Raw genomic sequence first — 22,869 nt, forward strand, 5'->3', positions numbered from 1 at the left:
GAGGACTGAATGAGCAATGACGGCGTCAACGCAGGCCGGCGCCGCTTCCTCGTAGCCGCGACATCCGTGGTCGGGGCGGCGGGGGCAGTGGGGGCAGCGGTACCGTTCGTGGGGTCATGGTTTCCCAGTGCCAAGGCGAAGGCTGCCGGCGCACCGGTGAAGGTCAATATCGCCAAGGTCGAGCCTGGGCAGCAGATGGTTGCCGAGTGGCGGGGGCAGCCGGTGTTCATCGTCCGGCGAACGCAGGAGATTCTCGCCAACCTGAAGAAGATCGAGGGTGACCTGTCCGACCCGCAGTCCAAGGCGTCGGTGCAGCCCACCTACGTCGACCCCGAGGTTCGCTCGATCAAGCCCGAGATCCTCATCCTGGTCGGCCTGTGCACGCACCTTGGGTGCTCGCCAACCTTCCGCCCTGAAGTCGCCCCGGCAGACCTTGGGCCGAAGTGGGTCGGCGGTTACTTCTGCCCCTGCCACGGTTCGCACTACGACCTGGCCGGGCGCGTCTACAAATCCCAGCCAGCGCCTCTCAACCTGCCAGTGCCCCCGCACTCGTACGAGACCGACGAAGTCATCGTCATCGGCGTCGATCAGGAGAAGGCATGATGAGCAAGTTCATGGATTGGATCGATGCGCGCTTCCCCGCCACAAAAATGTGGGAAGACCATCTGAGCAAGTATTACGCGCCCAAGAACTTCAACTTCCTGTACTTCTTCGGATCGCTGGCGCTGCTGGTGCTGGTCAACCAGATCGTCACCGGCGTGTGGCTGACCATGAGCTTCACCCCCTCGGCAGAAGAGGCCTTCGCCTCGGTCGAGTACATCATGCGCGATGTCGAGTACGGCTGGATCCTGCGCTACCTGCACTCCACCGGCGCCTCGGCGTTCTTCATCGTGGTCTACCTGCACATGTTCCGCGGCCTGCTGTACGGCTCGTACCAGAAGCCGCGTGAACTGGTGTGGCTGTTCGGCATGCTGATCTACCTGGCGCTGATGGCCGAGGCGTTCATGGGTTACCTGCTGCCGTGGGGCCAGATGTCGTACTGGGGCGCCCAGGTGATCATCTCGCTGTTCGGCGCCATCCCGGTGATCGGCGGCGACCTGACGCAGTGGATCCGCGGTGACTACCTGATCTCCGGCATCACCCTGAACCGCTTCTTCGCCCTGCATGTGGTAGCCCTGCCGATCGTGATTCTGGGCCTTGTGGTGCTGCACATCTTGGCGCTGCACGAAGTGGGGTCGAACAACCCTGATGGCGTCGATATCAAGAAGAAAAAGGACGAAAACGGCATCCCGCTGGACGGCATTCCGTTCCACCCGTACTACACCGTCAAGGACATTGTCGGGGTGGTGGTGTTCCTCTTCGTGTTCTGCGCCGTGGTGTTCTTCTTCCCGGAAATGGGCGGTTACTTCCTGGAAAAACCGAACTTCGAGCAGGCCAATGCCTTCAAGACCCCTGAGCACATTGCCCCGGTGTGGTACTTCACGCCGTTCTACGCAATCCTGCGCGCGGTGCCCGACAAGCTGTTCGGCGTGATCGCCATGGGCGCGGCAATCGCCGTGCTGTTCGTGCTGCCCTGGCTCGACCGCAGCCCGGTGCGCTCCATGCGCTACAAGGGCTGGCTGAGCAAAGTCTGGCTGCTGGTGTTCTGCGTGGCCTTCGTCATCCTCGGTGTGCTGGGCGTGCTGGCGCCAACCCCGGGGCGTACCTTGCTGTCGCAGGTGTGCACGGTGCTGTACTTCGCCTACTTCCTGCTGATGCCGTTCTACACAAGGCTCGAGAAGACCAAACCGGTTCCGGAAAGGGTGACTGGCTGATGAAAAAGTTGATTGCAGTATTTTTGCTGGCACTGATGCCTGGCCTTTCCTTCGCTGCCGAACATGGCCTGGAGCTGGACAAGGTCGACATCGACCTGACTGACAAGGCCGCCATGCAGGACGGTGCGCGCACCTTCGCCAACTATTGCATGGGTTGCCACAGCGCCAAGTTCCAGCGTTATGAGCGGGTTGCCGACGACCTGGGCATCCCCCACGAGCTGATGCTGGAAAACCTGGTGTTCACCGGTGCCAAGATCGGCGACCACATGCAGATCGGCATGCAGCCCAACGATGCCAAGACCTGGTTCGGCGCAGCGCCGCCCGACCTCACCCTGGTCGCCCGGGTGCGTGGCAACGACTGGCTGTACAGCTACCTGCGCAGCTTCTACGAGGACAAGTCGCGCCCTTGGGGGGTGAACAACAAGGTCTTCCCCAACGTTGGCATGCCTAACGTGCTGGCGGGCCTGCAGGGCAACCAGGTGATCGGTTGCAAGCAGATCCAGACCGTGGTCGACGGCAAGAAGCAATACGACCCGCTGACCGGCAGCCCGCTGACCCATGAAGCGTGCGACCAGCTGACCGTGGAGGAGAAATCCGGTACCCTGACCACCGAGCAGTTCGACGAGAAGGTCAAGAACCTGGTGACCTTCCTGGCCTATTCGGCCAACCCGGTCAAACTGGAAAGCCAGCGCATCGGTACTTACGTGTTGCTGTACCTGGCTTTCTTCTTCGTGTTCGCCTACTTGCTCAAGCGCGAATACTGGAAGGACGTGCACTGATCACGCAGTAATTTCTGGTAGTTGAACGCGCCCGGGCCGGCCTAGCAAAACTGTTAGGTCAGCCCGGGCGCGTTTTCATTTAGAGTTTCAACAAGCATCCCGTGCGAGGAGGCGCTACATGGGCGCAACCAACAGGTTAGCCTGCTATTCCGACCCCGCTGATCACTACTCCCACCGCGTGCGCCTGGTGCTCGCCGAGAAGGGCGTGGCGGTACAGATCATCGATGTCGATGCCAGTCGTCTGCCGCCCAAGCTGGTCGAGGTAAACCCGTACGGCAGCGTGCCGACCCTGGTCGACCGCGACCTGGCGCTGTACGAGTCGAGCGTGGTCATGGAGTATCTCGAGGAGCGTTACCCGCACCCGCCGCTGATGCCGGTATACCCGGTGGCCCGTGGCAACAGCCGCCTGCTGATGCACCGCATCCAGCGCGACTGGTGCTCGCTGGCCGACACCCTGCTGGACAAGCGCAGCACCGATGCCGCGCGTACCCAGGCGCGCAAGGAGCTGCGCGAAAGCCTCACCGGTGTGGCGCCGCTGTTCGGCGAAATGCCTTGCTTCATGAGTGAGGAGCAAAGCCTGGTGGATTGCTGTCTACTGCCCATCCTCTGGCGTTTGCCGGTGATGGGTATCGAATTGCCGCGGCAAGCCAAGCCGCTGCTTGATTACATGGAGCGACAGTTCGCCCGCGAGCCTTTCCAGGCGAGCCTGTCTGCTGCAGAACGTGAAATGCGCAAGCTTTAAGGAGCCGTTGATGAACTCCAGTCGCCCCTACCTGGTTCGAGCGCTGTACGAGTGGATCGTCGACAACGATTGCACGCCCCACATGCTGGTCAATGCCGAATTTCCGGCAGTCCAGGTACCTGCCGGTTTTGCCAGTGATGGCCAGATCGTGCTGAACATCTCCCCAAGTGCCGTGCGCAGCCTGCACATGGATAACGACGCGGTGAGCTTCGAAGGCCGCTTCGGCGGTGTAGCCCATTCGCTGTATGTGCCGGCCGGCGCAATCATGGGTATCTACGCCCGTGAGAACGGCCAGGGCATGGTCTTCGAGCTGGAGCCGCCGCAGGACGACGACCTCGAGCTGGACGACGACAGTGTCGAGCCGGATGACGATGGCCCGCCGGAAGGCGGCCAGCCACCACGCCCCAGCGGCCGACCTAGCCTGAAAGTGGTCAAGTAACAAAAAAGGCGATCCAACCGGATCGCCTTTTTTTGTGCTTGCCGCCGGAGCCTCAGAGCTCCTTGATGGTTTGCACCTGATCCTTGTTCACCCGGTTGCGCTTGCCGTCGAGCTGTTCGAACTCGTAGAAGCCCGAGGTGCGATCGTAGTGCGGGGTGTCGAGGGTCTGCAGTTCGCGGCCGTCGTTGAGGGTGATCACGTTGGGGTTGGCGCAGCCGGCCAGGGTGGCGATGGTGCCGAGCAGCAGGGCGGGCAGGAGCTTGTTCATGCGTAAATCCTGAGAAAACGGGTAGGTAGTACCGGCGCTATCGCCGGCAAGCCGGCTCCTACAGGGGCGCGGTTTGCCGGCGACAGGGGGAATCAATCGATGTATTCGAACAGGCGCACGATCTTCTGCACGCCGGAAACGCCCTGCACCACGCTGGTGGCGGCGTTGCCTTCTTGCTGCGTCACCAGGCCCAGCAGGTAGACGATACCGTTCTCGGTGATCACCTTGACCCGCGAGCCCGGCACGTTGGCGTCGGTCAGCATCTGGGTCTTGATCTTGGTGGTCAGCCAGGCGTCGTTGTTGCGCGCGAGGATGGACGAAGGCTGCATGACCTGGATTTCGTTATGCACCTTCTTGACCCGCTGCACCTGGCTGGCGGTTTGCTCGGCCAGGGCTTTGAGGTCGGCGCGCGGGGTCTGGCCGGCCAGCAGCACGACACCGTTGTAGCTGCTGACGACGATGTGCGAGCCCTGGTCCAGGTCCGGGTTGGCCTTGGAGATGTTGACCGCCGCCTTGGTTTCGATCAGCGAGTCGTCGATCTTGCTGCCGATGGTGCGGGTGCCGCGGTCATCCTCGATGGGCGAGTTGCGGGCCGAGGTCAGCACCGAGCTGCAGCCGGTGATGCCGAGGCACAGGGTGAGGGCCATCAGGCCGAGGCGCTTGGGGATCATTCTTCACTCCCGAACAGTTGGCTGTCGATCAGGTCGCACAGACAGTGGATCGCCAGCAGGTGGACTTCCTGGATACGAGCGGTGACCGTCGAAGGCACGCGGATTTCCACGTCTTCGGGCAGCAGCAGCGAAGCCATGCCGCCACCGTCGCGCCCGGTCAAGGCTACGACAATCATTTCGCGGTCGTGTGCGGCCTGGATCGCCTGGATCACGTTGGCCGAGTTGCCGCTGGTGGAGATCGCCAGCAGTACGTCGCCGGGTTGGCCCAGGGCGCGGATCTGCTTGGAGAATACTTCGTTGTAGCTGTAGTCGTTGGCGATCGAGGTGATCGTCGAGCTGTCGGTGGTCAGGGCGATGGCTGGCAGGCTCGGGCGCTCGCGCTCGAAGCGGTTGAGCAGTTCCGAAGAGAAATGCTGGGCGTCGCCGGCCGAGCCGCCGTTGCCGCAGGCGAGCATCTTGCCGTCGCTGAGCAGGGCGTTGACCATGACCAGGCTGGCCTGCTCGATGTGAGGTGCCAGGATGTCCATTGCCTGTTGCTTGGTGTCGATGCTGGCCTGGAACAGCCGGCGAATTCGGGATTGCATGTCCATCTGGTGTGACCTTAAGTGGGGCGGTGGCCTTTGCTGTGCGCAACAGCGACCAGCCCGCGAAACATAGAGCAAAAAATTCGGTAAGGGTTCAGCACTCGAAGGCGTTTTTCAGCCAAAGAAGCGGTTGCCCAGCATGCCCCTGGCCCTGCAGTGCGACTACGTCGAAACGGCAGGGGTGAGCGGCCCAGCGGGGGTGTTGCTGCAGGAAAAGGTTGGCGGCCAGCGCCAGTCGCTTCTGCTTGCGCCCGTCGATGCTGCCGAGCGCGCCACCAAAGCCCGCGTGTAGCCGGTAGCGGACTTCGACGAATACTACTGTATCGGCGTCGAGCATGACCAGATCAAGCTCGCCGCCCTTGCATCGCCAGTTGCGTGCCAGCAGTGCCAGGCCATGGCCCTGGAGATGCCCCAGGGCCTGGTCTTCGGCGGCGTTGCCGGCGCGTGTGGGCGATGCGTGGGGCATCAGCGCGGGGTGTCCGGCAGGCGCTTGACCTGGCCACCGGCGAACTCGGCCCACGGCAGCTGGCGCTCGACGCGCTGGCTGGCGTTGATGCTCAGGCTGCCCGACAGGCCTTCGACGCGGTTGTCCGGCAGTGCCTTCAACTGGCCCAGGCGCGGAGCCAGGCTGTAGGCGTCGACGCCCATGGCGTACAGGCGGCCGAGGCTGCCGGCGGCCTGCGGCCATTGCTGCACCACCTGCTGGCGCAGGCTGTTGGTGGTGTCCAGCAGCCACGGGGTTTCGCAGAAGCGGATGCCGTTCATGTCGTTGTACTGGTTGACGTCACCGCTGGCGCTGTACAGGTTGGAGGTGGCGTACACCGGTACGTCGCCGGCGTACTGGAAGTTCAGGGTCGGCTTGATCTGCTGGGCCTGCTGCGGGGTGGCGGCGAGGAAGATGAAGTCGATGTCCTGGCGGCGCGACGGTTGTGCGGCGATGCTGCCGCCGACGGTGCTTTGCAGGCTCTTGGCGCGGCCTTCGCTCTGGCGCAGCTGGAACAGATCGGCGATTTGCTGGGCCAGGGCGACCGGCTGGGCGATGCGCTCGGCGGCCAACAAGGTGCCGCCATTGGCTTGCCAGTCCTGGCGGAAGGCGGCCAGCACGCGGTCACCCCATTCGCCGCTCGGCACCAGGGCGACGGCGCGAACCTTGCCATCGGCGCGGGCGCGACGGGCCACTTCACGGGCTTCGTCCTCGGCAGCCAGGCCGAACTGGAACAGCTGCGGCGGGGCTTTCTGGCCGGCGTCGGCGTAGTTCAGGGCGAGGGTGGTGATGGGCAGCTGCGGGTAGGCGGCGAGCTTCTTCACCAGCGGTTTTTCCAGCGGGCCGACCACCAGTTGCACGCCGGCAGCCTGGGCCTGGCGGTAGAAGTCGTCCAGCGAGGTGATACGCGAGCTGTCGAACACCTGCACGGCCGGGGCCGGCTGGCCGCCTTTCTGCGCCTGGAAGTGCGCGGCCATGAAGCCGTCACGCAGGGCGCGGGCAACCCCTGCCAGAGGCCCTTCCTGGGGCAGCAGCAGGGCAATCTTGGTCAGGGGCTGGCTGGCCAGCTCCTTGAGCTTGACCAGGGCGGTGGGCAGCTGCTTGGCGGCCGGGTGGTCCGGGTGCTGGTTGTGCCACGCGTCGATGGCCGCCTGTTGCTGTTCCAGGGTGCCGGCGCTTTTCACCGCAAAGGCCAGGCTGGTCCAGCCGGCCAGGGTGTTGTCGGCGGCTGGCTGTTGCAGTTGCTCGGCCGGCAGTGCAGCGACCAGTGCCCAGATTGCGTCGTTGTTGGTGGTGGCTGCCTGGCCGCTGAGCAGCGGGGTCAGCAGCGCGCGCTGCTGGGCGGCGGCCAGGGCCTGGCCGTCGGCCTCCAGGGCGGCAGCGTGGACGCTGTAGGTGCGTACCTGCTGCTCGGCTGGCAGTTCGCCGGCGCGTTGCAGGCTTGGGTGGGCGAGGGCGCTCAGCGCGGCCTTGGGCTGGTTGCGGCTCATGGCCAGTTCGGCGGCCAGGGTCGAGGCAAACACCTGTTGGGCCGGCTTGAGCGAGTCCAGCGGCACCTGTTCGAGGATGCGCGCCGAACGCGGGTAGTCCTTTTGCTTGTAGGCCAGGTCGGCGGCGCTCAGGTGCAGCAGGGCTGCGTCCTCGGCAGACTTGCTGGAGGCAGCCTTGTCGAGCAGTTGCTCGATGCTGGCGTCCGGGGTGCGTGGCAGCTCGCCCAGGCTGGATGAGGGCGAGCTGGCGCAGGCTGCCAGCAGGGCAGCGAGGCAGAGGGCTGAGAGCAGCCGCAGACAAGCGATCATGTAAAAGTCCTGTTACTCGATCAAGTTGGCCGGCGATTGTACCGAAGCGCCGGGCCCGAGGCGATGTTGGCGACGACGAACCTTCACTATAGGTGGCGCTGGCTGTACCGGTGGCGAAGTTCTTTGCGCCCTGTTGCCGGCGCTCGGGCTACAATGGCGACCTTTGATCGTGAAAGCAGGTGCGCGCAGTGACCGATGTTGCAGGGGTTTCGAAAACGGGCAAGTTGTATGTGGTGGCCACGCCCATCGGCAACCTCGACGACATGAGCGCCCGGGCGCTCAAGGTGCTGGCCGGCGTCAGCCTGATTGCGGCCGAAGACACCCGCCACTCGGTGCGCCTGTTGCAGCACTTCGGCATCGACACGCCGCTGGCGGCCTGCCACGAGCACAACGAGCGCGACGAAGGCGGGCGTTTCATCACCCGGCTGCTGGCCGGTGACGATGTGGCGCTGGTGTCCGACGCCGGCACGCCGTTGATTTCCGACCCGGGCTATCACCTGGTGCGTCAGGCGCGTGCCGCTGGTGTGCAAGTGGTGCCGGTGCCGGGTGCCTGTGCCTTGATCGCCGCGCTGTCGGCGGCGGGCCTGCCGTCCGACCGCTTCATCTTCGAGGGTTTCTTGCCGGCCAAGGCTGCCGGGCGCCGGGCGCGCCTGGAGCAGGTGAAGGAAGAACCGCGCACCTTGATCTTCTATGAGGCGCCGCACCGCATTCTCGAATGCCTCGAGGACATGGAGCTGGTGTTCGGTGGCGAGCGGCCGGCGGTGCTGGCGCGAGAAATCACCAAGACCTTCGAAACGCTCAAGGGCTTGCCGCTGAGCGAACTGCGCGCTTTCGTGCAGGACGACAGCAACCAGCAGCGCGGTGAGTGCGTGGTGCTGGTGTCGGGCTGGAGCGCGCCGCAGGACGATCAGGCTGTCAGCAGCGAGGCGCAGCGCGTGCTCGACCTGCTGCTGGCAGAGCTGCCGCTCAAGCGCGCGGCGGCGCTGGCGGCGGAGATCACCGGGGTGCGCAAGAACCTGCTGTACCAGCTGGCGCTGGAGAAGCAGAAGGCCGAATGAAGGCTGGCGGTGCTCCTTTGTAGGAGCCGGCTTGCCGGCGATTGGCCTCAACAGGAATGCACGGCACCGGCTGTGCCGGTGATCGCCGGCAAGCCGGCTCCTACAGGGGCAGGGTCGACCGGGCGCTACAATCTTTGCCGTCTCGCTTGTTCTTGGGCGCCGCTGTCGGTAACCTTGTCGGCGGAGAGTCGATCGGACAGTCGCTGCCACCTTTTGTTCCGCAAAAGGCGGGGGAGGAAAGTCCGGGCTCCGCAGGGCAGAGTGCCAGGTAACGCCTGGGAGGCGCGAGCCTACGGAAAGTGCCACAGAAAATAACCGCCTAAGCACTTCGGTGCCGGTAAGGGTGAAAAGGTGCGGTAAGAGCGCACCGCGCGGCTGGCAACAGTCCGTGGCTAGGTAAACCCCACTCGGAGCAAGACCAAATAGGGTTCCATACGGCGTGGCCCGCGTCGGAACCGGGTAGGTTGCTAGAGGCGTCCAGTGATGGCCGTCGTAGAGGAATGACTGTCCTCGACAAAACCCGGCTTACAGATCGACTCTCCACCTCTCCTTCCCCTGCTTGAATCGACAGCAGATGCCCCTTCGTAATACCGAAAAATTCTTACTCTTAATAAATCACTTTAACTTCACACTCTATCCGCTTGAGTGCGTTTGATTTTTCCCGCCAGTTTTCTCGCCCGGTCGTCGTTCCACCTTCCTTTGTTGCGCTAAATCGCCGTCCTGTAAGGGTTTTCCTTATGAACGCGCCTTGACGGTGTAGCGGGCGGATTCCTATAGTGTGCGCAAGTGGCAGAAAGTGGGATGAAGTGGGTTTTCTGACACAAAAAAGCTAACATTGTGGGGAATCGCAGCCGTGTTCCGCGGAGCCAACGCCGTCAGCCTCGATGCCAAGGGCCGTCTCGCCATGCCGAGCCGGTACCGTGACGAGCTCGATTCGCGTTGCAATGGTCAACTGATCGTGACCATCGACGCGGTGGACCCCTGCTTGTGTGTTTACCCCCTCGATGAGTGGGAGCAGATAGAAGCCAAGTTGCGTGCCTTGCCGTCGTTGCGCGAGGAAAACCGCCGCCTGCAGCGCTTGCTGATCGGCAACGCGGTTGACCTGGAGCTCGATGGCAGCGGGCGTTTTCTGGTACCGCCCCGACTGCGCGAGTACGCCAAGCTGGACAAGAAGGCGATGCTGGTGGGGCAACTGAACAAATTCCAGCTGTGGGATGAGGATGCCTGGAACGCGGTTTCGGCAGCCGACCTTGCAGCTATTCAACAACCGGGCGCCATGCCTGATGAATTGCGTGACCTGATCCTGTGACCATAGATAGCGGCTTCAACCACATCACCGTCCTGCTCGACGAAGCTGTCGAGGCATTGGCCCTGCGCGCCGACGGTTGCTATCTGGACGGCACCTTCGGGCGCGGCGGCCACAGCCGCCTGATCCTCAGCAAGCTCGGCCCGCAAGGGCGGCTGCTGGGGTTCGACAAGGACCCACAGGCGATTGCCACGGGGCAAGCGCTGGCGGCCGAAGACGGCCGCTTTGTCATTGTGCAGCGCAGCTTTGCCGAGCTGGGCAGCGAAGTGGCCGAGCGCGGCCTGGACGGCAAGGTCAGCGGCGTTTTGCTCGACCTGGGCGTGTCTTCGCCGCAGCTGGACGACCCTGAGCGCGGCTTCAGCTTTCTCAACGACGGCCCGCTGGACATGCGTATGAACCCTGATCAGGGCGTCAGCGCTGCCGAGTTCATCGCCACCGCACCGGTTGAAGAAATCGCCCGCGTGTTCAAAGAGTACGGCGAGGAGCGTTTTGCCGGGCGCATGGCGCGTGCCGTGGTCGAGCGCCGCGAAAAGCAGCCTTTCACCCGTACGGCTGACCTGGCCGAGGTGCTCAAGGTCGCCAACCCGGCCTGGGAAAAAGGCAAGAACCCGGCCACTCGCGCCTTCCAGGGCTTGCGCATCCACGTCAACAACGAACTGGGCGACCTCGAAGCCGGCCTTGAAGCCGCGCTCGATGCGCTCGAAGTCGGCGGCCGCCTGGCGGTGATCAGCTTCCACTCGCTGGAAGACCGCATCGTCAAGCTGTTCATGCGCAAGCTGGTCAAGGGCGAGGCGGACAACCTGCCGCGCAACCTGCCGGTGCAGCACAAGGTGTTCGAGCCGAAGATCAAGCTCATCGGCAAGGCGCAGTTCGCCTCTGACGCAGAGCTCAAGGCCAACCCGCGGGCGCGCAGCGCCGTCATGCGGGTGGCGGAGAAGCTTCGGTGAGTCGGCTTTTTGCCAAGCCCCTGCCAGGCGGAAGCTTCCTGATGCTTCTGCTGTTTGTCGGCGTGCTGGTTTCGGCCATCGCTGTATCCTACAGCGCGCACTGGAACCGCCAGTTGCTGAACACGCTGTACGGCGAGCTCAACGAGCGCGACAAGGCCCAGGCCGAGTGGGGCCGGCTGATTCTCGAGCAAAGCACCTGGACCGCTTCCAGCCGTATCGAGAACCTGGCCTCCGAACAGCTGAAGATGCGCGTACCCGCCGCTGACGAAGTGCGGATGGTGGCGCCATGATGAAGCTTGAGGGCGCACTCTACCCCTGGCGCTTCCGGGTGGTGATCGGTTTGCTGGCGCTGATGGTCGGCGCCATCTGCTGGCGCATCATCGACCTGCAGGTGGTCGACCGCGACTTCCTCAAGGGCCAGGGCGATGCCCGCAGCCTGCGGCACATCCCCATTCCCGCGCACCGCGGGCTGATCACCGACCGCAACGGCGAGCCGCTGGCGGTCAGTACCCCGGTGACCACCCTGTGGGCCAACCCCAAGGAAATGCAGGCCTCGAAAGAGCGCTGGCCGCAACTGGCCGCAGCCCTGGGGCAGCCGCCCCAGCAGTTGATCGAGCGCCTCACCCAGCAGGCCAACAAGGAGTTCATCTACCTGGTCCGCGGCCTTACGCCGGAGCAGGGCCAGCATGTGCTCGACCTGAAAGTTCCGGGCGTATACGGCCTGGAAGAATTCCGCCGCTTCTACCCGGCCGGTGATGTCACCGCGCACATGGTCGGCTTCACCGACCTCGACGACCACGGTCGCGAAGGGGTAGAGCTGGCCTACGACGAATGGCTGGCCGGTGTGCCGGGCAAGCGCCAGGTGATCAAGGACCGGCGTGGCCGGCTGATCAAGGACATTCAGGTTACCAAGAACGCCAAGGCCGGGAAGACCTTGGCGTTGTCGATAGACCTGCGCCTGCAGTACCTGGCCACCCGCGAGCTGCGCAACGCCATCGCCGAACAGGACGCCAAGGCCGGCAGCCTGGTGATCATGGACGTGAAAACCGGCGAAGTGCTGGCCATGGTCAACCAGCCAACCTACAACCCGAACAACCGCCGCAGCATGTTCCCGGCGGCCATGCGCAACCGGGCGATCATCGACGTGTTCGAGCCAGGCTCCACGGTCAAGCCGATCTCCATGAGCGCGGCGTTGCAGAGCGGTCGCTGGAAGCCCACCGACAAGGTCGAGGTATACCCCGGCAGCCTGCAGATCGGCCGTTACACCATTAAAGACGTGTCCAGAAGCGAAGGCCCGATCCTCGACCTGACCGGCATCCTGATCAACTCCAGTAACGTCGGCATGAGCAAGATCGCCTTCGATATCGGCGGCGAAGCCATTTACCGGGTGATGTCCCAGGTGGGCCTGGGCCAGTACACCGGCCTGGGGTTCCCGGGTGAGCGGGTCGGCAACCTGCCCAACCATCGCGAATGGCGCAAGGCCGAAACGGCCACGCTGTCGTATGGCTATGGCGTGTCGGTGACCGCCCTGCAGCTGGTGCATGCCTACGCCGCCCTGGCCAACGACGGCAAGATGGTGCCGCTGTCGATTCTCAAGGTCGACAAGGCCCCTGAGGCGGTGCAGGCGATTCCGAAAGAAACCGCCGAAACCGTGCAGGGCATGCTGCAGCAGGTGATCGAGGCGCCGCGCGGGGTGTTCCGTGCCCAGGTGCCGTTCTATCACGTGGCCGGCAAGTCCGGTACCGCGCGTAAAGCCACCGTCGGTTCCAAGGGCTACACCGAAAACGCCTACCGTTCGTTGTTCGCAGGCTTCGGCCCGATGAGCGATCCGCGCTATGCGATCGTCGTGGTCATCGACGAACCGGGCAAGGGCGGCTACTTCGGTGGCTTGGTTTCGGCCCCGGTGTTCAGCAAGGTCATGTCGGGCACCCTGCGCCTGATGAACGTGCCGCCGGACAACCTGCCGCCGCCGTCGACCCAGCAAGCCACCGTAGCACCCGCCAATGGAGGGCGTGGATAATGACGATGCCATTGAGCAAGCTGTTCGCCCATGCCAGCCGCGACCCGCTGATTCGCGAAATCACCCTGGACAGCCGTCAGGTGCGCCAGGGGGACCTGTTCCTCGCCGTGCCCGGTGCCAAGGTCGACGGCCGCGAGCACATCGCCGATGCGCTGTCCCGTGGCGCCGCTGCCGTGGCTTATGAAGAGCAGGGCGCCACCGTGCTGCCGCTGACCGATGTGCCGCTGATTCCAGTGAAAGGCCTGATTGGCCAGCTGTCGCAGATTGCCGGGCGCTTCTATGGCGAGCCCAGCCGCCAGCTCAATCTGGTCGGGGTTACCGGTACCAACGGCAAGACCAGCGTCACCCAGCTGGTGGCCCAGGCGCTCGATGCGCTAGGCCAGCGTTGTGGCCTGATCGGTACCCTGGGCACCGGTTTTTACGGTGAGCTGCAGAGCGGCCGCCTGACCACCCCTGACCCGATCGCCGTGCAGTCCACCTTGAACGACCTTAAGAAGGGCGGTGCCAAGGCCGTGGCCATGGAGGTGTCCTCCCACGCCCTCGAGCAGGGCCGGGTGGCCGCACTGGAATTCGACATCGCGGTGATGACCAACCTGTCCCGCGATCACCTCGACTACCACGGCAGCATGGAGGCCTACGAGGCCGCCAAGGCCAAGCTGTTCGCCTGGCCGAGCCTGCGCTGCCAGGTGGTGAACCTGGACGATGCGTTCGGCTGCCGCCTGGCCGACGGCTATGCCCGCCGCCCTGTAGCCGATCATATCGAGACCCGGCTGCTCAGCTACAGCCTGGAAAACCCGGACGCGTCGCTGTATTGCCGCGAAGCCCACTTCGATGACGATGGCGTACGTGCCACCCTCGTCACCGCCCAGGGCGAACGCACCCTGCGCAGCCAACTGCTCGGGCGCTTCAACCTGAGCAACATGCTGGCCGCCGTGGCCACGCTGCTGGCGCTGGACTATTCGCTGGAAGAAATTCTCAAGGTCACCCCGCAGTTGCAGGGGCCGGTTGGTCGCATGCAGCGCCTGGGTGGCGGTGACAAGCCGCTGGTGGTGGTCGACTACGCGCACACCCCGGATGCCCTGGACAAGGTCCTGGAGGCCCTGCGCCCGCACGCCCATGGCCAACTGCTGTGCCTGTTCGGCTGTGGCGGCGACCGTGATGCCGGCAAGCGCCCGCTCATGGCCGAAGTGGCCGAGCGCCTGGCCGACCGCGTGCTGGTCACCGACGACAACCCGCGCAGCGAAGACCCGCAGCGCATCTTCGACGACATTCGCCCAGGTTTCACCCAACCTGCCGCCGTCGAGTTCGTCGCCGGCCGTGGCGAAGCCATCGCCCGCCTGATTGCCAGCGCCAACGCCAACGATGTGATCGTGCTGGCCGGCAAAGGGCACGAGGACTACCAGGAGATCAACGGCCAGCGCCATGAATTCTCCGACCTGATCGAAGCCGACAAGGCACTTGCAGCCTGGGAGGCTCCACATGCTTAAGCCTATGACACTCAGCCAGCTGACCACAGCACTGGGTGCCCGCCTGGCAGGTGCCGACGCCAGCTTTACCGGCGTCAGCATCGACAGCCGCAGCGTGGCCACCGGCCAGCTGTTCGTCGCCCTGACCGGGCCGCGTTTCGACGGCCATGACTACCTGGCCGATGTCAAAGCCAAGGGCGCGGTCGCAGCGCTGGTGGAGCGCGAGGTCGCCGATGTCGACCTGCCGCAGTTGCTGGTCGCCGATTGCCGCGTGGCTCTCGGCCAGTTGGGGGCACTGAACCGCGCCGGCTTCGACAAGCCGGTGGTGGCCATCACCGGCTCCAGCGGCAAGACCACGGTCAAGGAGATGCTCGCCAGCATCCTGCGCACCCGTGGCCTGGTGCACGCCACCCGCGGCAACCTGAACAACGACCTTGGCGCGCCACTGACCCTGCTGGAAATCGCCCCGGAGCACAGCGCCGCGGTGATCGAGCTGGGCGCTTCGCGCATCGGCGAGATTCGTTACACCGTGGGGCTGACCCAGCCGCAGGTGGTGATCATCAACAACGCCGGCACCGCCCACGTAGGCGAGTTCGGTGGGCCGGAGAAAATCGTCGAGGCAAAAGGCGAAATTCTCGAGGGCCTGGGCGAGGGTGGCACCGCCATCCTCAACCTGGCTGACAAAGCCTTCGACACCTGGCGCAAGCGTGCTGGCGAGCACAAGGTGATCAGCTTCGCCCTGGACAACCCGCAGGCCGACTTCCATGCCAGCGACATCGGCCGCGATGCCCGTGGCTGCCCGTCGTTCACCCTGCACGGCCCTGATGGCAGTGTGCAGGTGCAATTGAACGTGCTCGGCACCCACAACGTCAGCAACGCCCTGGCCGCCGCCGCTGCCGCCCATGCCGTTGGTCTGAGCCTGAGCGGTATCGCCGCCGGGCTGAATGCCGTGCAACCGGTCAAGGGCCGCACCGTGGCGCAAATTGCGCCGAATGGTGTGCGGGTGATCGATGACAGCTACAACGCAAATCCCACCTCGATGTGCGCGGCCATTGATATACTCGCCGGCTTTTCCGGGCGCACCGTTCTGGTGCTTGGCGACATCGGCGAGCTGGGGCAATGGGCCGAAGAGGGCCATCGCCAGGTTGGCGACTACGCCCGTGGCAAGGTCGACGCGCTGTACGCGGTGGGCAGCAACATGGCCCACGCGGTGCAGGCGTTCGGCGCCAATGGCCATCATTTCACTACTCAAGCCGAGCTGATCGACGCCGTGAAGGCCGAATCCGCCGGTGATACCACTATCTTGATCAAGGGCTCGCGCAGCGCTGCGATGGAAAACGTCGTGGCCGCACTGTGCGAAGCCAGCGGGGAGAAACATTAATGCTGCTGCTGTTGGCTGAGTATCTGCAACAGTTCCACAAGGGCTTCGCGGTCTTCCAGTACCTGTCGCTGCGCGGCATCCTGGGGGTACTGACCGCGCTCTCGCTGGCCCTTTGGCTGGGCCCGTGGATGATCCGTACCCTGCAGATCCGCCAGATCGGTCAGGCCGTGCGTAACGACGGCCCGCAATCGCACCTGTCCAAGTCCGGCACCCCGACCATGGGTGGCGCGCTGATCTTGTCTGCCATCGCCATCAGTACCCTGCTGTGGGCCGACCTGTCCAACCGCTACGTGTGGACGGTGCTGATCGTCACCTTGCTGTTCGGTGCCATCGGCTGGGTCGACGACTACCGCAAGGTGATCGAGAAGAACTCCCGTGGCCTGCCGAGCCGCTGGAAGTACTTCTGGCAGTCGGTGTTCGGCCTGGGCGCGGCGATCTTCCTGTACAAGACCGCCCCCACCAGCGTCGAAACCACGCTGATCGTGCCGATGCTCAAGGACTTCACCATCCCGCTGGGCGCAGGCTTCATCGTGCTCACCTACTTCGTCATCGTCGGCTCCAGCAATGCGGTCAACCTCACCGACGGCCTCGACGGCCTGGCGATCATGCCCACCGTCATGGTTGGCGGTGCGCTGGGCATCTTCTGCTACCTGTCGGGTAACGTGAAGTTCGCCGAATACCTGCTGATCCCTTACGTGCCGGGCTCGGGCGAGCTGATCGTGTTCTGCGGCGCACTGATAGGCGCGGGGCTTGGTTTCCTGTGGTTCAACACCTACCCGGCCCAGGTGTTCATGGGCGACGTCGGCGCACTGGCGCTGGGTGCTGCCCTGGGCACCATCGCGGTGATCGTGCGCCAGGAAATCGTGCTGTTCATCATGGGCGGCGTGTTCGTGATGGAAACCCTGTCGGTGGTCATCCAGGTGGCGTCGTTCAAGCTCACCGGCAAGCGGGTGTTCCGCATGGCGCCGATCCACCACCACTTCGAACTCAAGGGCTGGCCCGAGCCACGGGTGATCGTCCGCTTCTGGATCATCACCGTGATCCTGGTGCTGATCGGCCTTGCCACCCTGAAACTGAGGTAGACGAGCGTGTCACTGATCGCTTCCGACCAATTCCGCATCGTTGTCGGCCTCGGCAAGAGCGGCATGTCCCTGGTTCGCTTCCTGGCGAGCCGGGGCATTGCCTTTGCGGTCGCCGACACCCGCGAGCAGCCGCCGGAACTGGAAACCCTGCGCCGTGATTACCCGCAGGTGGAAGTGCGCTGTGGTGAGCTGGACGTCGACTTCCTGTGTCGTGCCAACGAGCTGTACGTGAGCCCGGGCCTGGCCCTGGCCACACCCGCCCTGCAGCAGGCCGCCGCGCGCGGCGTGACGCTGTCCGGCGATATCGAGCTGTTCGCCCGCCATGCCAAGGCGCCGATCGTGGCGATCAGCGGCTCCAACGCCAAGAGCACCGTCACCACCCTGGTGGGCGACATGGCCACCAAGGCCGGCAAACGCGTGGCGGTGGGCGGCAACCTCGGCACCCCGGCGCTGGACCTGCTCAGCGACGAGGTCGAGTTGTACGTGCTGGAGCTGTCGAGCTTCCAGCTGGAAACCACCGACCAGCTCAATGCCGAAGTGGCCACCGTGCTGAACATCAGCGAAGACCACATGGACCGCTACAGCGGCCTGCCGGCCTATCACCTGGCCAAGCACCGCATTTTCCGCGGCGCCCGCCAGGTGGTGGTGAACCGCCAGGACGCCCTCAGCCGGCCGCTGCCGGTCGAAGGCCGCCCGTGCTTCAGCTTTGGCCTCAACCCGCCCGACTTCAAGGCCTTCGGCCTGCGTGAAGTGGATGGCGAAAAATACCTGGCCTACGAATTCCAGGCGCTGATGCCGGTGCGTGAGCTGAAAATCCGCGGTGCCCACAACCAGAGCAACGCCCTGGCCGCCCTGGCCCTGGGTTATGCCGCCGGCCTTGCGTTCGAACCAATGCTCGAAGCCTTGCGCGAGTTCAAGGGCCTGGCCCATCGCTGCCAGTGGGTGCGCGAGCGCAATGGCGTCAACTGGTATGACGATTCCAAGGCCACCAACGTCGGCGCGGCCCTGGCCGCCATCGAAGGCCTGGGCGCCGATATCGAAGGCCAACTGGTGCTGATCGCCGGCGGCGACGGCAAGGGCGCCGACTTCGCCGCCCTGCGCGAGCCTGCCGGCAAGCACTGCCGCGCCGTGGTGCTGCTCGGCCGCGATGCCGAGCGCCTGGCTGCCACCCTCGACGGCGCCGTGCCGCTGGTGCGCGTGCAAACCCTCGATGAAGCCGTGCAGCGCTGCGCCGAACTGGCCCAGCCAGGCGATGCCGTGCTGCTGTCGCCGGCCTGCGCCAGCCTGGACATGTTCAAGAACTTCGAAGAACGCGGGCGTCTGTTCGCCCAGGCAGCGGAGGGGCTGGCATGATCTTCGGCATCCTCAAGCCATACCCCTCGCCGCTGATCAGCGGCCGTGGCGTCGACGTCGACTTCCCGCTGCTGGCCGGTTGCCTGGCACTGCTCGGCCTGGGCCTGGTGATGATCACCTCGGCGTCCTCGGAAGTGGCCGCCGTGCAGTCGGGCAACCCGCTGTACCACATGTTCCGCCACTTGGTGTATGTGGCATTGGGCCTGGGCGCCGGTGCGATGACCATGCTGGTGCCGATCGCCACCTGGCAGCGCATGGGCTACCTGATGCTGATCGGTGCCTTCGGCCTGCTGGTGATGGTGCTGATCCCCGGCATTGGCCGCGAAGTGAACGGTTCGATGCGCTGGATCGGCTTCAGCTTCTTCAACGTGCAGCCTTCGGAGATCGCCAAGGTCTTCGTGGTGATTTACCTGGCCGGCTACCTGGTACGCCGGCAGACCGAGGTGCGCGAAAGCTGGATGGGCTTCTTCAAGCCGTTCATCGTGCTGTTGCCGATGGCCGGCCTGCTGCTGATGGAGCCGGACTTCGGCGCCACCGTGGTGATGATGGGCGCCGCTGCGGCGATGCTGTTCCTCGGCGGGGTGGGGTTGTTCCGCTTCTCGCTGATGGTGGTGTTGGCGGTGGTCTCGGTGGTGATCCTGGTTCAGGCCCAGCCGTACCGGATGGCGCGCTTGATTACCTTCACCGACCCCTGGTCCGACCAGTTCGGCTCCGGCTACCAGCTGACCCAGGCGCTGATCGCCTTCGGCCGCGGCGAGTGGCTGGGCGTGGGCCTGGGCAACAGCGTGCAGAAGCAGTTCTACCTGCCCGAGGCGCACACCGACTTCGTGTTCTCGGTATTGGCCGAAGAACTCGGCGTGGTCGGCTCGCTGCTGACCATCGCGCTGTTCGTGTTCGTCACCGTGCGCGCGCTGTACATCGGCCTGTGGGCCGAGAAGGCCAAGCAGTTCTTCGCCGCCTACATGGCCTTTGGCCTGGCGTTCCTGTGGATCGGCCAGTTCCTGATCAACATCGGGGTGAACGTCGGCCTGCTGCCGACCAAGGGTCTGACCTTGCCGTTCTTGAGCTACGGGGGCAGTTCGCTGGTGATCTGCTGCGCCTGCGTGGGCTTGTTGCTGCGCATCGAGTGGGAGAGCCGCACGCACCTGGGCAGCGAGGAACACGAATTCAACGAAAGCGATTTTGCCGAGGAGACCAGTCATGGCCGCTGACGGCAAGAACGTACTGATCATGGCCGGCGGCACCGGGGGCCACGTGTTCCCGGCCCTGGCCTGCGCCCGCGAGTTCCAGGCCCGTGGCTACAGTGTGCACTGGCTCGGCACCCCGCGCGGCATCGAGAACGAACTGGTGCCCCAGGCCGGCCTGCCACTGCACCTGATCCAGGTCAGCGGCTTGCGTGGCAAGGGCAAGCTGTCGCTGCTCAAGGCGCCGTTCACCCTGGTCAAGGCCGTGCTGCAGGCGCGGCGCATCGTGCGCGAGCTCAAGCCGGTGTGCGTGGTCGGCTTCGGCGGTTACGTCACAGGCCCCGGCGGCGTGGCCGCGCGCCTGTGCGGCGTACCGCTGGTGATCCACGAGCAGAATGCCCGTGCCGGCACCACCAACCGCCTGCTGCTGCCGCTGGCGGCGCGGGTGTGCGAGGCCTTCCCCGGCACCTTCGCCAGCAGCGAAAAACTGCGCGCCACCGGCAACCCGGTGCGCGCGGAACTGTTCATGGACGCCCAGCGTGCGCCCCTGGCCGAGCGCCGTGCGCGCCTGCTGGTGATGGGCGGCAGCCTGGGGGCGGAACCATTGAACAAATTGTTGCCTAAGGCCCTGTCCGAAGTGCCGGCCAACCTGCGCCCCGAGGTGTTTCACCAGGCTGGCAAGAACCACGGCCCGGCCACCGCCGAGCGTTACCGCGAAGCCGGTGTCGAGGCCCAGGTCGAACCGTTCATCAAGGACATGGCCCACGCCTATGGCTGGGCCGACATGGTGGTGTGCCGGGCCGGTGCGCTGACCGTCAGCGAGCTGGCGGCGGCAGGCCTGCCCTCGATGCTGGTGCCTTTGCCCCATGCCATCGACGACCACCAGACCCACAACGCCCAATACCTGGCTCGTGAAGGCGCCGCCTTCCTGATGCCACAAGCGACAACTGGCGCAGCGCAGCTAGCTGAACGCCTGAACGAGGTGCTGATGCAACCCGAGAAACTCAACGCCATGGCCGGCACTGCTCGCCGCCTGGCCAAACCTGATGCAACCAGCACCGTGGTCGATATCTGCCTGGAGGTGGCCCATGGTTGAAAGCCAGAAAGCCATGCCGCAACCCAAGATGGGCCGCATCCGCCGCATCCACTTCGTCGGTATCGGCGGCGTGGGCATGTGCGGTATCGCCGAAGTGCTGCTGAACCTGGGCTATGAAGTGTCCGGCTCCGACCTTAAAGCCTCGCCGGTCACCGAGCGCCTGGAATCCTTCGGCGCCGAGATCTACGTTGGCCACCGCGCCGAGAACGCCGCCACCGCCGACGTGTTGGTGGTGTCCAGCGCGATCAACCCGGCCAACCCGGAAGTCGCCACCGCCCTGGAGCGCCGCATCCCGGTGGTACCGCGCGCCGAGATGCTCGCCGAGCTGATGCGCTACCGCCACGGCGTGGCCGTGGCCGGTACCCACGGCAAGACCACCACCACCAGCCTGCTGGCCTCGGTGTTCGCCGCCGGTGGCCTGGACCCGACCTTCGTCATCGGCGGGCGCCTGACTGCGGCTGGCACCAACGCTCAGCTGGGTACCAGCCGCTACCTGATCGCCGAAGCCGACGAAAGCGACGCCAGCTTCCTGCACCTGCAGCCGATGGTGGCCGTGGTCACCAATATCGACGCCGACCACATGGCCACCTATGAAGGTGACTTCAACAAGCTGAAGAAGACCTTCGTCGAGTTCCTGCACAACCTGCCGTTCTACGGCCTTGCGGTGATGTGCCTGGACGACCCTGTGGTGCGCGAGATCCTGCCGCAGGTCAAGCGCCCGACGGTCACCTATGGCTTCAGCGAAGAGGCCGACATCCGCGCCATCAACGTGCGCCAGCAGGGCATGCAGACCCACTTCACCGTGCTGCGCCGCGACTGCGAGCCGCTGGAAGTGTCGGTGAACATGCCCGGCAACCACAACGTGCTCAACGCCCTGGCCACCATCGCCATCGCCACTGACGAAGGCATCAGCGACGAGGCCATCGTCCAGGGCCTGTCGGGTTTCCAGGGCGTCGGTCGACGCTTCCAGGTGTACGGCGAGCTGCCAGTCGAAGGCGGCAGCGTGATGCTGGTGGACGACTACGGCCACCACCCGACCGAAGTGGCCGCGGTGATCAAGGCCGTGCGTGGCGGCTGGCCGAGCCGGCGCCTGGTGATCGTCTACCAGCCGCACCGCTACAGCCGCACCCGCGACCTGTACGACGACTTCGTGCAAGTGCTGGGCGATGCCAACGTGCTGCTGCTGATGGAGGTCTACCCGGCCGGCGAAGAGCCGATCCCCGGTGCCGACAGCCGCCAGCTGTGCCACAGCATCCGCCAGCGCGGCAAGCTCGACCCGATCTACATCGAGCGTGGCACCGAGCTCGCCCCGGTGGTCAAGCCACTGCTGCGCGCCGGCGACATCCTGATTTGCCAGGGTGCCGGTGATGTCGGCGGGCTGGCCCCGCAACTGATGAAAAGCCCGCTGTTCGCAGGCGCCAAGCAGGAGAAGCCGCAATGAACGGCGCCTACGACAAGCTGCACTCTACCCTCGACGTCAAGGCCTTCGGCCGCGTTGCCGTGCTGTACGGCGGCAAGAGCGCCGAGCGTGAGGTTTCGCTGAAATCCGGCGCGGCGGTAATCGACGCGCTGACCAGCGCCGGTGTCGACGTGGTCGGCATCGATGTGGGCGATGACCTGCTGGCCCGCCTGCAAAGCGAGAAGATCGACCGCGCCTTCATCATCCTCCACGGCCGTGGCGGTGAAGACGGCAGCATGCAGGGCCTGCTCGAGTGCCTCGGCATCCCCTACACCGGCAGCGGCATCCTCGCGTCTGCACTGGCCATGGACAAGCTGCGCACCAAGCAGGTGTGGCAGAGCCTGGGCATTCCGACCCCGCGCCACGCAGTACTGGCCAGCGAGCACGATTGTGTGACCGCCAGCACGGAACTGGGCTTCCCGTTGATCGTCAAACCTGCCCATGAAGGTTCCAGCATCGGCATGGCCAAGGTGAACAGCGAACAGGAACTGATCGCCGCCTGGAAAGACGCCGCCAATTACGATTCGCAAGTTCTGGTCGAGCAATGGATTCACGGCCCGGAGTTCACCATCGCCGTACTGCGGGGCCAGGTGCTGCCGCCGATCGCGCTGGGTACCCCGCACGTGTTCTACGACTACGACGCCAAGTACATCGCCAATGACACCCAGTACCGCATCCCGTGCGGCCTGGACAGTGCCAAGGAACAAGAGCTGATCGACCTGACCGCGCGTGCCTGCGATGCCGTTGGCATCGAAGGCTGGGGGCGGCTGGACGTGATGCAGGACGAGCAGGGCCGGTTCTGGCTGCTCGAAGTCAACACCGCACCGGGCATGACCGACCATAGCCTGGTGCCCATGGCGGCCCGCGCGGCCGGTTTGGACTTCCAGCAACTGGTGCTGGCGATCCTGGCCGACAGCGTAGCGACGCGAGGTTAAGC

General features: G+C 64.9%; 23 protein-coding genes and 1 other RNA gene. 19 read left to right on the plus strand and 5 right to left on the minus strand.

The features are described 5' to 3' along the window. The first annotated feature begins 9 nt into the window (after window positions 1–9). From petA to KSS94_RS04810, 5 genes are all read left to right on the plus strand, one after another. Window positions 10–603, plus strand: a complete 594-nt coding sequence (petA, locus tag KSS94_RS04790; protein ID WP_217841898.1) for a ubiquinol-cytochrome c reductase iron-sulfur subunit — start codon at window positions 10–12, stop codon at window positions 601–603. Then, complete coding sequence (locus KSS94_RS04795; RefSeq protein WP_217843524.1) at window positions 603–1,814, plus strand: cytochrome b; 1,212 nt, start codon at window positions 603–605, stop codon at window positions 1,812–1,814. The genes petA and KSS94_RS04795 overlap by 1 nt, the downstream gene beginning before the upstream one ends. Then, window positions 1,814–2,593, plus strand: coding sequence for a cytochrome c1 (locus tag KSS94_RS04800; RefSeq protein WP_217841899.1), 780 nt, complete (start codon window positions 1,814–1,816; stop codon window positions 2,591–2,593). Before KSS94_RS04795 ends, KSS94_RS04800 begins: the two co-directional genes overlap by 1 nt. A 118-nt stretch (window positions 2,594–2,711) precedes the next feature. Next, window positions 2,712–3,335 carry a glutathione S-transferase N-terminal domain-containing protein gene (locus KSS94_RS04805; RefSeq protein WP_217841900.1) on the plus strand — a complete coding sequence of 208 codons (624 nt, stop codon included), beginning with the start codon at window positions 2,712–2,714 and terminating at the stop codon, window positions 3,333–3,335. A 10-nt stretch (window positions 3,336–3,345) separates the two neighbouring features. Then, window positions 3,346–3,774 (plus strand): ClpXP protease specificity-enhancing factor, encoded by a 429-nt coding sequence (locus KSS94_RS04810; protein ID WP_217841901.1) that lies wholly within the window; start codon window positions 3,346–3,348, stop codon window positions 3,772–3,774. Window positions 3,775–3,826: 52 nt separating this feature from the next. Here the strand turns inward: KSS94_RS04810 and KSS94_RS04815 are convergent, their stop codons facing one another. The 5 genes from KSS94_RS04815 to KSS94_RS04835 form a co-directional block, all read right to left on the minus strand. After that, window positions 3,827–4,042, minus strand: a complete 216-nt coding sequence (locus KSS94_RS04815) for a YgdI/YgdR family lipoprotein (RefSeq protein WP_217841902.1) — start codon at window positions 4,040–4,042, stop codon at window positions 3,827–3,829. A gap of 92 nt (window positions 4,043–4,134) precedes the next feature. Beyond that, complete coding sequence (locus KSS94_RS04820) at window positions 4,135–4,713, minus strand: BON domain-containing protein (protein WP_217841903.1); 579 nt, start codon at window positions 4,711–4,713, stop codon at window positions 4,135–4,137. Beyond that, on the minus strand, window positions 4,710–5,303 hold the full coding sequence (locus KSS94_RS04825; RefSeq protein ID WP_217841904.1) for a phosphoheptose isomerase: 594 nt from the start codon (window positions 5,301–5,303) through the stop codon (window positions 4,710–4,712). Before KSS94_RS04825 ends, KSS94_RS04820 begins: the two co-directional genes overlap by 4 nt. A gap of 88 nt (window positions 5,304–5,391) precedes the next feature. Continuing rightward, a complete protein-coding gene (locus KSS94_RS04830; RefSeq protein WP_217841905.1) occupies window positions 5,392–5,763 on the minus strand; it encodes a YraN family protein in 372 nt (123 codons plus the stop codon). Continuing rightward, window positions 5,763–7,580, minus strand: coding sequence for a penicillin-binding protein activator (locus tag KSS94_RS04835; protein ID WP_217841906.1), 1,818 nt, complete (start codon window positions 7,578–7,580; stop codon window positions 5,763–5,765). The genes KSS94_RS04830 and KSS94_RS04835 overlap by 1 nt, the downstream gene beginning before the upstream one ends. Before the next feature lie 188 nt (window positions 7,581–7,768). Here KSS94_RS04835 and rsmI point away from each other — a divergent pair, with 188 nt between their 5' ends. From rsmI to KSS94_RS04905, 14 genes are all read left to right on the plus strand, one after another. After that, complete coding sequence (gene rsmI / locus KSS94_RS04840; protein WP_217841907.1) at window positions 7,769–8,638, plus strand: 16S rRNA (cytidine(1402)-2'-O)-methyltransferase; 870 nt, start codon at window positions 7,769–7,771, stop codon at window positions 8,636–8,638. Between the two features lie 184 nt (window positions 8,639–8,822). Continuing rightward, an RNA gene (gene rnpB, locus KSS94_RS04845) (RNase P RNA component class A) lies at window positions 8,823–9,182 on the plus strand. A 309-nt stretch (window positions 9,183–9,491) separates the two neighbouring features. Further along, complete coding sequence (gene mraZ / locus KSS94_RS04850) at window positions 9,492–9,947, plus strand: division/cell wall cluster transcriptional repressor MraZ (RefSeq protein WP_004575120.1); 456 nt, start codon at window positions 9,492–9,494, stop codon at window positions 9,945–9,947. After that, the gene (gene rsmH / locus KSS94_RS04855) at window positions 9,944–10,891 is read left to right on the plus strand and encodes a 16S rRNA (cytosine(1402)-N(4))-methyltransferase RsmH (RefSeq protein WP_437179993.1); all 948 of its coding nucleotides are present in this window, start codon (window positions 9,944–9,946) and stop codon (window positions 10,889–10,891) included. Before mraZ ends, rsmH begins: the two co-directional genes overlap by 4 nt. Further along, a complete protein-coding gene (ftsL, locus tag KSS94_RS04860; protein WP_054899260.1) occupies window positions 10,888–11,181 on the plus strand; it encodes a cell division protein FtsL in 294 nt (97 codons plus the stop codon). The genes rsmH and ftsL overlap by 4 nt, the downstream gene beginning before the upstream one ends. Then, window positions 11,181–12,911, plus strand: a complete 1,731-nt coding sequence (locus KSS94_RS04865) for a peptidoglycan D,D-transpeptidase FtsI family protein (RefSeq protein WP_217843526.1) — start codon at window positions 11,181–11,183, stop codon at window positions 12,909–12,911. The genes ftsL and KSS94_RS04865 overlap by 1 nt, the downstream gene beginning before the upstream one ends. Beyond that, on the plus strand, window positions 12,911–14,398 hold the full coding sequence (locus KSS94_RS04870; RefSeq protein ID WP_217841908.1) for a UDP-N-acetylmuramoyl-L-alanyl-D-glutamate--2,6-diaminopimelate ligase: 1,488 nt from the start codon (window positions 12,911–12,913) through the stop codon (window positions 14,396–14,398). Before KSS94_RS04865 ends, KSS94_RS04870 begins: the two co-directional genes overlap by 1 nt. Continuing rightward, window positions 14,391–15,758 (plus strand): UDP-N-acetylmuramoyl-tripeptide--D-alanyl-D-alanine ligase, encoded by a 1,368-nt coding sequence (locus tag KSS94_RS04875; protein WP_217841909.1) that lies wholly within the window; start codon window positions 14,391–14,393, stop codon window positions 15,756–15,758. Before KSS94_RS04870 ends, KSS94_RS04875 begins: the two co-directional genes overlap by 8 nt. Beyond that, on the plus strand, window positions 15,758–16,840 hold the full coding sequence (gene mraY, locus KSS94_RS04880; RefSeq protein WP_217841910.1) for a phospho-N-acetylmuramoyl-pentapeptide-transferase: 1,083 nt from the start codon (window positions 15,758–15,760) through the stop codon (window positions 16,838–16,840). Before KSS94_RS04875 ends, mraY begins: the two co-directional genes overlap by 1 nt. Window positions 16,841–16,846: 6 nt before the next feature. After that, on the plus strand, window positions 16,847–18,193 hold the full coding sequence (gene murD, locus KSS94_RS04885; RefSeq protein WP_217841911.1) for a UDP-N-acetylmuramoyl-L-alanine--D-glutamate ligase: 1,347 nt from the start codon (window positions 16,847–16,849) through the stop codon (window positions 18,191–18,193). Then, window positions 18,190–19,404 (plus strand): putative lipid II flippase FtsW, encoded by a 1,215-nt coding sequence (gene ftsW / locus KSS94_RS04890; protein ID WP_369989887.1) that lies wholly within the window; start codon window positions 18,190–18,192, stop codon window positions 19,402–19,404. Before murD ends, ftsW begins: the two co-directional genes overlap by 4 nt. Continuing rightward, window positions 19,394–20,473 (plus strand): undecaprenyldiphospho-muramoylpentapeptide beta-N-acetylglucosaminyltransferase, encoded by a 1,080-nt coding sequence (gene murG, locus KSS94_RS04895; RefSeq protein ID WP_217841912.1) that lies wholly within the window; start codon window positions 19,394–19,396, stop codon window positions 20,471–20,473. Before ftsW ends, murG begins: the two co-directional genes overlap by 11 nt. Next, window positions 20,466–21,914 (plus strand): UDP-N-acetylmuramate--L-alanine ligase, encoded by a 1,449-nt coding sequence (gene murC / locus KSS94_RS04900; RefSeq protein ID WP_217841913.1) that lies wholly within the window; start codon window positions 20,466–20,468, stop codon window positions 21,912–21,914. The genes murG and murC overlap by 8 nt, the downstream gene beginning before the upstream one ends. Further along, complete coding sequence (locus KSS94_RS04905) at window positions 21,911–22,867, plus strand: D-alanine--D-alanine ligase (protein ID WP_217841914.1); 957 nt, start codon at window positions 21,911–21,913, stop codon at window positions 22,865–22,867. The genes murC and KSS94_RS04905 overlap by 4 nt, the downstream gene beginning before the upstream one ends. Window positions 22,868–22,869: the final 2 nt, after the last annotated feature.

This window comes from Pseudomonas fakonensis (assembly GCF_019139895.1).
Lineage (GTDB): Bacteria > Pseudomonadota > Gammaproteobacteria > Pseudomonadales > Pseudomonadaceae > Aquipseudomonas > Aquipseudomonas fakonensis.